The organism is Paenibacillus oryzae (assembly GCF_001675045.1).
GTDB lineage: Bacteria > Bacillota > Bacilli > Paenibacillales > Paenibacillaceae > Pristimantibacillus > Pristimantibacillus oryzae.
The window spans coordinates 375,287-389,928 of record NZ_LYPA01000080.1 but is presented as its reverse complement, the minus strand read 5'-3'; the positions used below and the strand labels follow the sequence as shown (position 1 = coordinate 389,928).

At 49.8% G+C, this 14,642-nt stretch carries 10 protein-coding genes; 2 read left to right on the top strand and 8 right to left on the bottom strand.

Going from position 1 to position 14,642, the window contains the following annotated elements:
- Positions 1-36: 36 nt before the first annotated feature.
- From A7K91_RS25670 to A7K91_RS25635, 8 genes are all read right to left on the bottom strand, one after another.
- Positions 37-1,599 carry a spore germination protein gene (locus A7K91_RS25670; protein ID WP_342671759.1) on the bottom strand — a complete coding sequence of 521 codons (1,563 nt, stop codon included), beginning with the start codon at positions 1,597-1,599 and terminating at the stop codon, positions 37-39.
- A 172-nt stretch (positions 1,600-1,771) separates the two neighbouring features.
- Positions 1,772-2,314, bottom strand: a complete 543-nt coding sequence (locus A7K91_RS25665; RefSeq protein WP_068687326.1) for a hypothetical protein — start codon at positions 2,312-2,314, stop codon at positions 1,772-1,774.
- A 146-nt stretch (positions 2,315-2,460) separates the two neighbouring features.
- Positions 2,461-3,309, bottom strand: coding sequence for a formate/nitrite transporter family protein (locus tag A7K91_RS25660; protein ID WP_068687325.1), 849 nt, complete (start codon positions 3,307-3,309; stop codon positions 2,461-2,463).
- Between the two features lie 20 nt (positions 3,310-3,329).
- Complete coding sequence (nirD, locus tag A7K91_RS25655; protein WP_068687324.1) at positions 3,330-3,674, bottom strand: nitrite reductase small subunit NirD; 345 nt, start codon at positions 3,672-3,674, stop codon at positions 3,330-3,332.
- An 18-nt stretch (positions 3,675-3,692) separates the two neighbouring features.
- Entirely contained in the window at positions 3,693-6,128 is a 2,436-nt protein-coding gene (gene nirB, locus A7K91_RS25650; RefSeq protein WP_068687323.1) for a nitrite reductase large subunit NirB, read from the bottom strand.
- A 555-nt stretch (positions 6,129-6,683) separates the two neighbouring features.
- On the bottom strand, positions 6,684-7,796 hold the full coding sequence (locus A7K91_RS25645; protein ID WP_068687322.1) for a PAS domain-containing sensor histidine kinase: 1,113 nt from the start codon (positions 7,794-7,796) through the stop codon (positions 6,684-6,686).
- Positions 7,789-8,445 carry a response regulator transcription factor gene (locus tag A7K91_RS25640; RefSeq protein ID WP_068687321.1) on the bottom strand — a complete coding sequence of 219 codons (657 nt, stop codon included), beginning with the start codon at positions 8,443-8,445 and terminating at the stop codon, positions 7,789-7,791. Before A7K91_RS25640 ends, A7K91_RS25645 begins: the two co-directional genes overlap by 8 nt.
- A gap of 1,850 nt (positions 8,446-10,295) precedes the next feature.
- On the bottom strand, positions 10,296-10,733 hold the full coding sequence (locus tag A7K91_RS25635; protein ID WP_068687320.1) for a GAF domain-containing protein: 438 nt from the start codon (positions 10,731-10,733) through the stop codon (positions 10,296-10,298).
- A 394-nt stretch (positions 10,734-11,127) separates the two neighbouring features.
- Between A7K91_RS25635 and A7K91_RS25630 the strand changes: the two genes are divergently transcribed.
- Positions 11,128-11,886 (top strand): Crp/Fnr family transcriptional regulator, encoded by a 759-nt coding sequence (locus tag A7K91_RS25630; RefSeq protein ID WP_068687319.1) that lies wholly within the window; start codon positions 11,128-11,130, stop codon positions 11,884-11,886.
- A gap of 130 nt (positions 11,887-12,016) precedes the next feature.
- On the top strand, positions 12,017-14,629 hold the full coding sequence (gene adhE / locus A7K91_RS25625; protein WP_068687318.1) for a bifunctional acetaldehyde-CoA/alcohol dehydrogenase: 2,613 nt from the start codon (positions 12,017-12,019) through the stop codon (positions 14,627-14,629).
- Positions 14,630-14,642 lie beyond the last annotated feature (13 nt).

The window sequence follows — 14,642 nt, the reverse complement described above, 5'->3', positions numbered from 1 at the left end:
GGCGTGCCTTCGCCTGAGACATCCCGCGGGCATCCCCTAAACGATGGATTTATGCCGTTTGGCATTACGGGGATGGCGCAGCAATTTTTTCAAGGATTGACGGAAAGCAATATCGCGTAAATCTGCAAATCTAAACGGCGCAAGAGAAGCCAGATAGGGACGTCCCAGCGTCCTTAGCTTGCATAGATGCAGCAGAATGAGCAGCAGACAAATCATCATGCCGAAGCCGCCCATCAGCGCAGCGCTGATCATAAGCGGAAATCGCAATATCCGCAAAGCAATCGCCATTCCGTATTGCGGCATGGAGAAGGAGGCAATGCCCGTCAAAGCCACCACGATAACCATTATGGGCGATGCAATGCCCGCGCTGATGGCGGCATCTCCGATAACAAGCGCCCCCACAATGCTGACTGCTGAACCGATTGGACGCGGGAGACGGACTCCCGCTTCTCTCAGCAGCTCGAAAAAAAACTCCATCAGCAGCGCTTCAAAAAATGCCGGCAGAGGAATACCCTCCCGGGCATTTGCAATAGCCAGCAGCAAAACGGTAGGAATTAGCTCGGGATGAAACGTGGACAGCGCTATGTAGACAGAAGGAAGCATCAGGGCAATAACAAAAGCCAGCATGCGCAGCCAGCGAAGCATGCTGGACAACACGGTTCGCTGATAATAATCCTCGCTGCTCTGGAAAAATTCCACGAACAAGCCGGGACACAGCAGGATGCTTCCCGTCCCTTGAACCAGCACCGCTATTTTACCGTCCAGCAGCCCTGCTACCGCCATATCCGTCCTCTCCGTGTAGCGGTGCTGAGGAAACGGCGAATAGGTAGAATCCTCGATCAATTGCTCGATATAGGACGTTTCCAAAACTTCAACCGAGCTGATCTGCTCTATCTTTTTTCGGAACTCCCGCAGCAGCTCGCCGTCAACCGCCCCGTCCAGGTAAGCGTATGCGACCGTTGTATTGGTGGCTCCCCCGCCTGTCAGCATACATATTTTAAACTTTGGCGTTTTGAGACGCAGACGGAGAAGGCCCAGATTTTTTTGCAGATTTTCAACTGAGCTTTCACGGGGGCCTTGAACAACCGATTCGTTGACCGGCTCCGTCACTTGCCTGGTTTCAACGGAAGCCGCCAAGTAATTAAGGGCCTTGTCCCAGCCGTCTATAAAAATCAATAACCGGCCGTTTGAAATTTCGCTGACAGCAGTGTCGAGATCAGCCACAACCAGCGCTTTTTTAGCGGATACGCCATCCTTTTCGAAAAAATGGATAAGCTTTTCCAGCGTAATATCCGTTGCGGGGCCTATTTCGTGGGTGTCGAGGTCCTGCAGCGACATTTTCATATAATTGACGGTATCTTCCTGGATCAGCGAGCTGTAATAAACCGAACATGCGCGGAGCTGCAAGCCGGGGCCGTAGTTCCAATGCTTGTACACGATATCGGAGCTTCCGTCGAACAACGCATGGATTTGCTCCATGACAGCATCCAGCTCCTTGGGAATAGCGGTTGACTCCGCGCCCGTCCCGTCGGTATTGCCCGTCGAAATCGAAGTGTCCGCAGAGACGGAGTTTGATGTAGAGCTGAAGCTGTCTGCCACTTGAACCACCTCAAGGTGTGGGAAATGTAACGTTCTCTTCCATTATTTCCTCTCCGGCTTTCCTTCATGCAAAAAAAAGAGCCAAGCTTACGCAGCCCGGCGCTATTCTGTACACAAACATCATTTAGTTGTAGCCCGGCTGTGAATCCTGAGCGATCTATAAGGACTCCTCTTATGAGTAGAAATAGTCAATGTCAGTAAGGATTTCGTCAGCCAGAGGAAACAGCAGCTCTGCTTCCAAGCGGAAATATTCCTGCATAATCAGGCAAGCCTGCGCCATGTGGGAAGTGGCATGTTTAATTTTTGTATGTGTTTCCTCGTTATGCTCCTTCACCTTCAAATCCAGGAAGGATTGAATAAACAGCATGCCCATTTCGCGGTCCTTTTCCAGTCCCCAATAGGATGGAGTAATGGAAGGTCCCGGTCTTTTGTGAAAATAATCGTCTACCAGCGGGAATAAATCCTCGTCTTCCCATTCCAGATACTTATGAAGATTGCTTACAAAAGCTTCGGTTCGCATCCTAAGGTCGGCAAGCAGTTGAAACACATTATCGCAGTCCGCGTTGCGTCCAACCTCCAAAGCGTCGATATAGATGGATTTCATCTCGTTCATCAAGCCTTCTCGCTCTTCCTGCAGTCGTTCTACGGCATACATAAATCCTGTCGGTCGGGCGGAGTTCTGAGAAACGGTCAACAACGCCTTCTTTCCGTACATTATTTTTTCCTCCTTTAAACACCGAGTCGAAGCAACGATGTTATGCCAATAGTATAAACATCGCTGCCTCCCCCTGCTGTGAACTATCTCACGATTTGCCGTAAATGGGAGTCATTTGAGAACAATTTGTGACAAAGTCCTCTTTATCAGGATTGCTTATTTAGCTCTGCCGCTCCGGGCGCAACAATTGGCTGGGGAGCCGGCTGCTGGGCCGAAAGCTTGCTTTTGATGGGGGTAATAAGCCAATACAGCGCTCCTACAAAAATACCGCCGCCAACCATATTGCCCAGCGTTACGGGAATCATATTATGGAACCAGCCGGCAAGCGTTATCGTTTCGGGGTGGTTTGGAAGCAATAGCGCCAGACCCAGAACCGTCATGTTGGCGATGCTGTGCTCATAGCCGGAGGCAATAAACGCAAACAGCATCCAGAAGATGAGGATCAGCTTGGCTGTATCCTCCTTCGCGCGAATGGATGTCCAAATCGCCAGACATACAAGCCAGTTGCACATAATGCCGCGGAAAAACAAGGAGACAACATCCAGATTCATTTTTTTGGCGGCAGCCGTAAATAGCAGATGATCGGGCGCGATGCTGCCAAACAACTCCGTCTTGTAAATAATCAGGCACAAGGCCATGGCTCCAATCAAGTTGCCAACAAAGCACCAGACCCAGTTATTAATGGCATCCCGCCATCTCGTTGCTTTTGACAAGCTGCTGACTGTAAAAATCATATTGTTTCCGGTGAATAACTCGGCTCCGGCAAAAATGACCAGCGTCAACGCTATGCCGAAGGACAAGCCCATGACCATTCCCGAGAAGGGGGACCCCGCTGCCGCGAGGGTTCCGCCTAACGTAAAGATCAAAATAATGCCGATGCCGACATAAGCGCCCGCCAGAGCGGCGGCTATCATATATCGAAGCTTGCTGGAGTCGAACAATGCTTTGCGAGCCAATGCGGATTTGACGACCGTCTCCAATGTCTCCTTGAACATATGCGGCTTCCTCCCTATCGTTATGCGGGCAGTCCCACCAAAATTTCATCGTTTTCAATTACTGCGGGATAGGTTATAGCTTGGCCTGTATCCGGTGCTTGCACAGCTCCGGTTGCCAGGTCGATTTTGGTATCGTACAGCGGATCGTAAAGGCTGTGGCCGGAAACAATACCTTCGGAGAGCGGCCCGCCCTTTCTGTGAGGGTTCACATTATTCAGGGCAAATACCGCGTTATCGGTTGTCCGGAAGATGGCGATCTCTTGCTCCCCCACCTTAACCGCGCGTCCCACCCGTGTCGGAAATGATTCCAGCTTGCCAACGCTGACGTAACGCACCGCAGTGCCTTGTGCCTCTGTGTGTGACATAATACTTTCGCTCCCTTCTTAATTGGTTACCAAAGTTGTATTTCCGTAGTAGCTTTCGCGCTCTACTTTATCTTCAACTACACGTTTCCACGGATCTTTGACGCCTTCAAGCGCTTCGTAAATTCTCGCTGTCAACCCATTGCGGTTTTCGATATCATCCAGAACGCTCGCTTTGACCCAATCCAGGCCAAGGCGTTCAATCCAGTCCGAGGTGCGCTCCAGATAGTTGGCAGTTTCGCGGTACAGCTGAACGTAAGCTGCTGTAATTTCGATCAGCTCGTCATCGGTTTTTACCTTGCACAGCAAATCCGCAATCCGAGGTTTGATGCCGCCGTTGCCGCCGACGTAAATTTCCCAGCCGCCGTCATTGCCCACAAACCCGATATCCTTCGTGCAGGATTCGGCACAGTTGCGCGGGCAGCCGTTAACGGCCATTTTCAGCTTGGCCGGCATATCCAGCCGCTCGAACATCTTTTCCAGCGTAATGCCCATGCCGATGGAATCCTGGGTGCCAAAACGGCAGTAGAGCGAGCCGACGCAGGTTTTGACGGTGCGCAACGCTTTGGCGTAGCCATAGCCGGAAGGCATATCCAGCTCTTTCCATACATCCGGCAAATCCTCTTTTTTAACTCCGATAAGGTCGATCCGCTGACCGCCCGTTACCTTAACCATCGGCAAATCGTATTTGACCGCTACATCGGCGATGCGCTGTAATTCCTGCGGAGTCGTAACGCCGCCGTACATCCGCGGAATAACGGTGTAGGTGCCGTCCTTTTGAATGTTGGCGTTTAGCCTTTCATTGACAAAACGGGAATCCTTTTCGTCCTCATGCTCTTTTGGCCAAACCATGTTGAGGAAATAGTTTAGCGCCGGGCGGCATTTGGAGCAGCCTTCCGTTTGATTCCATTCCAATACGTGCATTATTTCACGAGTGGTCGTAAGACGCTTCTCACGAATCGCCGCCACGATTTCATCACGGCTCAGCGTCGTGCATCCGCAAATGCCTGTTTTTGCCCCCGCCCCCGCATAGCTATCGCCCAGCGCAAGCTGGAGCAAATTGCTTACCGTCGGGATACAGCCGCCGCAGGAACGTCCCGCTCCGGTACAGCTTTTGATCTCATCCACCGTGGTCAAGCCGTCGTTCTTAATCACTTCCAGTATCCGTCCTTTGGATACGCCATTGCAGCCGCAAACGATTTCGTCGTCCGACATAGCAGCCACCCGGTCAAGCGGGGATTTCTCCGAACCGCCGGATACGCCCATAAATTCCGCATACAGCTCTTCGTTTAAAGTCACTCCGTTTTTGATCCATTGCTGCACAACGGCGGAATCCGTAACATCGCCGAACAATACGCCGCCAACGACCTTGCCGTCCTCCAGCAGAAGCTTTTTGTAGACGTTTTTCCATTCATCCTGCTTGCGCAGCACTTTCAACTCCGGGCTGTCCATAAAGCGTCCTGCGGAAAATACATCAACCCCGGATATTTTGAGCTTGGTCGATAATACCGAACCTTCATACGGCTGTGTCTCGGCGCCTGCCAAATGTTTGGCCAAAATTTGTCCTTGCTCGAACAAGGGAGCAACCAGGCCATAAGCGATTCCGCGATGCTCGTTGCATTCACCTACTGCATATACATCAGGCTCCGATGTTTGCATATAGTCATCCACCACGATACCGCGGTTCACTTGCAAGCCCGCTTCAGCGGCAAGCGCTGTGTTGGGACGAATGCCAACTGCCATAACGACGATATCCGCTTCCAGCTCCGAGCCATCCTTGAAGCGTACGCCCTCAACCCGGTCACTGCCAAGCAGCTCCGCCGTTTGAGCTTCCATCTTGAACTCAATGCCTTGACGCTCCAGCTCCGCCTTCAGCATCGCCGATGCGGTAGGGTCCAGCTGACGCTCCATCAAGTCCGGCATCAGGTGAATTACGGTTGCTTTCATTCCCAGATTGACAAGCCCTTTGGCTGCTTCAAGTCCGAGCAAACCGCCGCCGATAACTGCTGCCCTGCCGTAATTTTTGGATGCATGGATCATGGCGCTGCAATCGCCGATATCGCGGAAGCCGATCACGCCTTCCTTTTCCTTGCCTGGCACAGGCAGCACGATCGGATTGGAGCCGGTAGCGATAATAAGCTTGTCGTATGGCTGGCTGATTCCATTTTCCGCGTATACTATGCGTTCCTTCGTATCGATTCGGGTTACGGCTGTTCCGGTATGGAGCTTGATGCCGTTTTCCTCATACCACGACCAATTGTTCAGGATAATGTCGTCGATGGTTTTGCTGCCCTCCAGCACATACGACAGCATAATCCGGTTGTAGTTCGGATAAGGCTCGCTGCCAAACACAATAATGTCAAATCGCGATTTGGCGAGCTTCAGAATATGCTCGATTGTATTAATGCCCGCCATGCCATTTCCAATCAGTACAAGCTTTTCCTTGGGTGCTGTCATAACAGTACGCCTCCTATCCCATCTCTGGTCTAACTACCTTTATCTTAGCGCGCCGCAAACCATAAAAATCATCAGGGAATCCCCCGAATTTCATCTTTCATTTCCCTAAATCCTTTAAATTTGTGATCTGGCTCACGCAAAACAGCCTGAATCAACCAATAATGGTCAGATTCAGGCTATATCAACTAAAATAGTGTTGGCAGGAGTCAAGACCGCCGACTGCCGTCATGCAGCGAAACACCGTACGCCGGGAGCTGCGTGCGGTGCGTAAAAGAGTCCGCCGCTATGATTTGTCTTTTGCCGGCCATTCATGACCGTTACCGTCTAAAAGGGCTAGCTTTTCCTTAAGCAACGGACACCCGTGTCCTTTAAAGCTCCAAATTGGCTCATTCGGTCGGGATTTAGAGGCGTTACGGACGCCAATGTCCATTACAAATTGAATCTCCTTCAAAAACAGCTCCTAAAGGTCATCCATGTCCGCAGGAATGAGGGCGCCACAACAATCACTTTTTGACTTTTTGATTCGGGCACTCTTTATAATGTATTGAGTTATAACTATTTTTTAGGGACGTAAAAGATAATTTCCGTGCCTTGGCCTGGGTTAGAGTGGACTTCAAGCCGCCCTCCAATGCCATTAGCGCGTTCTTCCATGCTGAACAAGCCTACGCTTCGTACAATAAGCGATGGATTAAAGCCGTGACCACGGTCTGTTACCCGAACCTCGACCTCCTCGTCGCTTTCCTTAAGAACAACAGACGCTTCCATCACATCCGCATATTTAGCTACATTTGTAAGCGCCTCCTGAATAACGCGGTAAATCGCCGTTTCCTTCATAACGCCAAGCCTGCTTTTCAGGCCGCATTCCAGATGAACTCCAATGCCAAAATGCTGCGAGTAATTGTCCACATAGGTACGGATAGCCGGTACAACTCCCAAATCATCCAGCACGGCGGGCCGCAGCTCCCAGGCTAGCCCTCTAACATCCTCCATCATGCCGGATACATCCTCGCGCAGCTCCCTCAGCTCGGCAATTTCATCCCGTTCCATAATTAGGCGATCCAGCTTGATCAGGAGCGAAAAGAGACTTTGGCCAACGCCATCATGAAGCTCGCGCGAAAAACGCTTGCGCTCCTCCTCCTGAATCTCCATCACTCTGACCATCATTTCCTTTAATTCCTGCTCCGCCGCCTTGCGCTGAGTGATCTCATTGCGGATAGCCAAATATTGATAGGGCTTGCCGCTGTCGTCATCAATAAAAGGAACAATGGTTGTGCTGACCCAATAGTAGCTGCCATCCTTTGCCCTGTTTTTGATTTCGCCCTTCCAGACCTCGCCCGAAGAAATGGTCCGCCACAAGTCGCCGAAAAACTCTTTTCCGTGATACCCTGAATTAATAATCCGGTGATCCTTTCCCAGCAGCTCTTCCCGTGCATATTTGGAAATCTCGCAAAACTTGTCATTCACATACTGAATCGTTCCCCGCGCGTCCGTTATAGCCACAATCGACGATTCATCAAGCGCAAATTTTACGTCGGCCAATTGCTTGAGCGATTGATTCATGCGTACCCGGAGGTCTGCATCATCCACATGTCCGGCCAACGTCGAGAGCAAATAGTCGACGTCCTCGCCAATTACCTCGCGATAACGTTTAATGCTGCTGCTATTCAAAGTTCAACAGCCCCTTTTTCAATGCAAATTTGATCAGCTCAGGCCTTGTTTTCAGACCGAGCTTCTCCATCAGGTTGCTTTTATGGGATTCGACCGTTTTTACGCTAATGACGAGACTGTCGGCAATTTCCTTGTTGGAATACCCCTTTGCAATCCAGCCCAGAATTTCCTTCTCCCGATCGGACAACGCATCGTAAGGCCCCGCGGCCTCCCCGCCTTGCTTCACCTTGACGAGGTATTCGCTCATCAGCCGTTTGGTTGCCGTTGGATACAGGTACGCATTTCCGCTCGCCACCGACAGGATAGCCGACATCAGCTCCTCATGCGGAGCGTTTTTCAAAATATAGCCGGATGCTCCGATTTGAATCGCGCGGAACAAATATTCATCGTCGTCAAACATGGTCAGAATAAGCACGGAAACGTTTGGCATCAGCTTCTTAAGCTCCGTCGTCGCCGTCATTCCGTCCTTTCCATGCGGCATGCTGAGGTCCATCAGCACCACATCGGGCTCAAGCTCCTGAGCCATGCGGATAGCCTCGTCGCCTTCCGACGCCTCGCCTACGACCTCGATCCCTTGGTTGCCATGCAGCAGCATGCGGAGTCCCGATCGCACCACCGCATGATCGTCGCATATTAACAACTTGATCATTCTTTCACTCCCCAGCCATCCCCGGAAGAACCGTTTTTGCTTATTATACCAGAATGCGGCATCTTTCTCAGCCACAATTCCGTTTCGCTAACTAATATTGGTGAAAAAGATTCAAAACAAACTCAAGCTCCAAAACAAATACAATGTCCAAAAAAAATTCGATATCGAACAAGTTCAATGACAAACAAATTTAATATCCAAACAAGTTCAATATCCAAACAAGTCCAATATCCAAACAAGTTAAATATCCAAACAAGTTAAATATCCAAACAAGTCCAATATCCAAACAAGTCAGCCGTTGTCCCATTCAGTATCTGTTCCAACATCATACAAAATCAACAGTCATACCTTCATCAGAGAGATTTTGTATGATCCTTCATACAAAATCAACAGTCATACCCTTCACCAGAGCGATTTTGTATGATCCTTCGTACAAAATCAACAATGAACCCCCTTGACCAGAGCGTTTTTGTACGATTCATCGTACAAAACCAACAATCAAACCCTCCTCCAGAACGTTTTTGTACGATTCATCGTACAAAACCAACAATCAAACCCTCCTCCAGAACGTTTTTGTACGATTCATCGTACAAAACCAACAATCAAACCCTCCTCCAGAACGTTTTTGTACGATTCATCGTACAAAACCAACAATCAAACCCTCCTCCAGAACGTTTTTGTACGATTCATCGTACAAAACCAACAATCAAACCCTCCTCCAGAACGTTTTTGTACGATTCATCGTACAAAACCAACAATCAAACCCTCCTCCAGAACGTTTTTGTACGATTCATCGTACAAAACCAACAATCAAACCCTCCTCCAGAACGTTTTTGTACGATTCATCGTACAAAACCAACAATCAAACCCTCCTCCAGAACGTTTTTGTACGATTCATCGTACAAAACCAACAATCAAACCCTCCTCCAGAACGTTTTTGTACGATTCATCGTACAAAACCAACAATCAAACCCTCCTCCAGAACGTTTTTGTACGATTCATCGTACAAAACCAACAATCAAACCCTCCTCCAGAACGTTTTTGTACGATTCATCGTACAAAACCAACAATCAAACCCTCCTCCAGAACGTTTTTGTACGATTCATCGTACAAAACCAACAATCAAACCCTCCTCCAGAACGTTTTTGTACGATTCATCGTACAAAACCAACAATCAAACCCTCCTCCAGAACGTTTTTGTACGATTCATCGTACAAAACCAACAATCAAACCCTCCTCCAGAACGTTTTTGTACGATTCATCGTACAAAACCAACAATCAAACCCTCCTCCAGAACGTTTTTGTACGATCCATCGTACAAAATCAACAATCAAACCTTCCACCAGGGCGTTTTTGTACGATCCATCGTACAAAATCAACAATCAAACCTTCCACCAGGGCGTTTTTGTACGATCCATCGTACAAAACCAACAATCAAACCCTCCTCCAGAACGTTTTTGTACGATCCATCGTACAAAACAACTAAAAAGATCCTCGCGGGAGAGAAAACAAGAAGAAAATTTTCGAGCACTACGTTCTTACCAGAACGAAAAAACTAACCAAAACGAAAAAATGCAACTACCAATAAAGTCACAAACATTCAAGATACATGAACAAGGGGATAAGGAAGCGCCTCCGCCCCCTTATCCCCTTATTAATACACGTTAGTTAGTTTATTGATTTTTTTGCCTTACATGCGTTCTAGCTTTTACATGCAATCTTGCACCTACATGCGTTCTTGCTCTCTTGCACTTACATACGTTCTTGCTCTCACATACGCTCTTGCTCTCACAAGCGTTCTTGCTCGAACATATGGCATTTGCTCATGCATTCATGACTCTACGGGACCGTCAAGCCGTTGATTCCGCTCCCGAGATCTGCTTTGCCGCTTCCCAGGCTGAGTCGATCTGTTCCGAACTGTATGCATTGTCCGTTCTTCTGCCCAGCAGCAGCACGCCATGAATGCCGCCATTCCATTCCAACGGAAGCGTCGCCGCTGAACGAAGCCGCTCGCCAAGCATAACGGTTTCCCCCAGCTTGAACACATCGGCGTCAGTTGTAACCGGACCGGAACGCGCCGGCCGGCCGGAACGGATCGCCATCCCCGACAATCCCGCAGCCAGCTTTTGCTCCACGAGCAGCGTCCGCCCGCTGATGCTTCCCGAAGCGGTATGCCAGCGCAGCTTGCGCGACGCCTTATCGATCAGACCGAGTCCGGCGAAGTCGCTATGGGTGTCCTGCATGATCCTCTCCAAGCTGGAAGCAAGTTCGGCGTTTATTGTATTCATTTTGCCCCCTCCTCGCCTTTCTCCAAACAATCTTTTTTTCCAATAGACATACATTATTATTGTAGGTTCCCTTAAAGGTTGTTCAAAAATTCCGTTTCCATTACGGAGCATGCCAAGTCGCCCAGCGGCATAAACAGCATCGAATATGACCGAACTAATTGAACACTCATTTCAAGAACCTTTATCTATTCCGCTTTTTCACCTTAAACCTATTGTAAAGCTTTTATTGGTCATTGTATGTCAGGGAATTCCCTGAATTATTTTTTTGTGATCACCCTCACAGCTTTTTCAGGATTTTCCCCCTATGAGATTCAGGAGATACCCTGATATGATCTTTCGCACGTTGGGGGTATTATAAAGATATCAAAGGAAGCGCCGACGAGGGGGACTTACAATGAGTATATATTTCGCAACAGAAACGGAAAACACGGAGACAAGAGGCGAGAAGCTGGTTCAGAACGGAAATGGCTCGTTATTCACGGAGGGACAGCTTGACCAGCTTGCAAGCGTGATGCATGTGAAAAAAATCGCGAGCGGCAGTCATCTATTCTGGGAAGGGGACGACGCGGTATCGGTTTATTGGGTTCGCAAGGGCCGCATCAAGCTTCGCAAGTCGACCGGAGACGGCAAGGACCTGCTGATTTCGATCATGCAAGCCGGCGATCTGCTGGCAGATATCGATGCTTGGGATACTAGCCACCGCTACAGCGCAGAGGCTATGGACGAGGTTGAAGTAGGCGTTGTGTCGAGGCTCCAGCTTGAGCTTCTGATGAGTAAAAGCGGAGATTTCTCGTACCGTTTCGCCATGTGGATGAGTCTGATGCAGCGCAAGACGGAATCGAAGCTTCGAGATTTGCTGCTCGGAGGCAAAAACGGCGCATTGGCTTCGATCCTGGTTCGGCTTAGCAACAGCTTTGGCGTCATGAAGCCGGATGGCATCCTGCTGGACATCAAGCTCACCAACAGCGAAATGGCCGACCTGGTTGGCACAACGCGCGAAAGCGTCAACCGGATGCTGAGCAGCATGAGAACGGACGGCATCGTTGAGGCTGTACCGGGCGGAATGCTGAAGATTCTGGATCTCGAAGCGCTGAGAGTTATGGCTGGCTGCCCTGATTGCCCGGCATGCCCCAAAGAGATTTGCCGGATTTAGATAGGTTGTTTTGAACAAGTACCATAATATGTTTATTTTGGGTCAGTGACTTTAAACACAGTTGTTGGACCGCAAAAGGCTTACGATAGATTACAAATCCTATATTACGCACGAAGGAGTGGAATCTGGAATGGCTGTCAAAGAAACCGCGGTCCAAAAACAGCAGAGCGCAAAAAGCATGGTCGACACTCTGGTAACAAGGGCTAAAAAAGCGCAAGAGCAATTTATGTCACTGACACAAGAGGAAGTTGATGTCATCGTACAGAAGATGGCGCTCGCCGGCTTGGACAAACATATGTATTTGGCAAAGCTGGCCGTAGATGAAACCGGACGCGGTGTTTATGAGGATAAAATTACAAAAAACATCTTCGCCACGGAATATATCTACAACAGTATCAAATACAACAAAACCGTAGGTGTAATCGAACACAACACCTATGAGAACTACAAGATGATTGCCGAGCCGGTTGGCGTCATTGCCGGAGTAACACCCGTTACCAATCCGACATCCACTACGATGTTCAAAGCGCTGATCGCCATCAAAACGCGCAATCCGATCATTTTCGGATTTCACCCTTCGGCGCAGCATTCCAGCACCGAAGCCGCGCGTGTACTACTGGAAGCAGCTGTTCAAGCTGGCGCGCCGGCCAATTGCATTCAATGGATCGACCTGCCTTCCATGGAAGCGACCGGACTGCTGATGAATCACCCTGATGTCGCGCTCGTCCTTGCAACAGGCGGCTCCGCTATGGTCAAGGCCGCTTACAGCACAGGAAAGCCCGCACTGGGCGTCGGACCCGGCAACGTGCCATGCTTTATTGACAGAACCGCGAATCTGAAGCAAGCCGTTACCGATCTTATTTTGTCCAAGACCTTCGACAACGGCATGATTTGCGCGTCGGAGCAAGCGGTTATTTTGGAGGAAGTGATCTATGATTCGGTCAAAAAGATGATGAGCGTGCTAGGCTGCCACTTCCTGAGCAAAGATGAGATCGAAGCTGTATCCAAGTTGGTTATCAATCCAGAGAAATGCGCTGTAAACGCCGTAATCGTTGGCCAATCCGCTACAAAGATCGCGGAATTGGCCGGCATCAAGGTTGCACCTGACACCCGGATGCTTGTTGCCGAGCTGGATGGCGTAGGAGAAAAATATCCTCTGTCAGCCGAAAAGCTAAGCCCTGTGCTAGCTTGCTACAAGGTGAAAAACGCGGAGCAAGGCATCGAGCGCGCCGCGGAAATCGTGTCCTTCGGCGGAATGGGCCACTCGTCGGTTATCCATTCCAAGGATCAGGAAACGATTCAGCAATTCGCAACACGGCTGCAAACCGGACGCGTTATCGTCAATTCGCCTTCGACGCACGGCGCCATCGGCGATATTTACAATACCAACTTGCCATCCCTGACGCTGGGCTGCGGATCGTACGGCTCCAACTCCACGACCAACAACGTGTCGGCCGTCAATTTGCTCAATATCAAGCGGGTTGCCGAAAGGACCGTCAATATGCAATGGTTTAAGATTCCGCCAAAGGTTTATTTTGAAAAAGGCGCAACGCAATACCTGTCCAAAATGACGGACATTTCCCGAGTTCTGATCATAACGGACGAAATGATGGTTAAGCTGGGTTACGTCGACAAGGTACAATATTATTTACGCAAAAGAAAGCTGCCCGTTCAAATCGAAGTGTTCACCGATGTTGAGCCCGATCCATCCGTAGAAACCGTCAATCGCGGAACGGCTGCCATGAACCGCTTCCAGCCGGACTGCATTATTGCCCTCGGCGGAGGTTCGCCAATGGACGCCGCCAAAGCGATGTGGCTGTTCTACGAATATCCGGACACCGACTTCGATGGAATGAAACAAAAGTTTCTGGATATCCGCAAGCGGATCTACAAATACCCGCGCCTGGGACAAAAAGCGAAGTTTGTTGCAATCCCGACAACTTCCGGCACAGGCTCGGAGGTCACATCGTTTGCAGTCATCACTGACAAAAACAACGGCAACACCAAGTATCCGCTGGCTGATTACGAGCTGACTCCGGACGTTGCGATTATCGATCCCGAATACGTCTACTCCCTGCCGCAAACCGTGGTTGCGGATACCGGCATGGACGTATTGACGCACGCGATCGAGGCGTATGTTTCCATCCAAGCTAACGATTTCACGGACGGCCTAGCTATAAAGGCGATCCAGCTTGTATTCGAAAACCTGGAGAAGTCGTTCCAGTCTGCCGATCCCGTTGCAAGAGAAAAAATGCACAATGCTTCAACCATCGCAGGCATGGCATTCGCAAACGCCTTTCTGGGCATCAACCATAGTCTTGCCCATAAGTTCGGCGCAGAATTCCATACCGCTCATGGCCGTACAAACGCTATATTGCTGCCGCATGTCATTGCCTACAATTCGCAGCGGCCAACCAAGTTTCAATCGTTCCCGAAATACGATTATTTCAAAGCCGATGAGCGTTATGCAGAAATCGCCCGCATTCTGGGCCTGCCTGCCCGCACAATCCAGGAGGGTGTAAGCAGCCTGGTGGATGCGATTCGCAAGCTGAACCGTTCCCTCGGCATTCCGGAAAGCTTCCAGGCTGCCGGAGTTGATGCAGATGCTTTTGAAAGCCGCGCCGATTACTTGGCAGACCGCGCTTTCGAGGATCAATGTACAACCGCAAATCCTAGGCTGCCGCTTGTAACCGAGCTTGCCGATTTGTACCGCAGAGCCTTCTACGGAAACTTCCAGTCATAAATCTCAAATAACG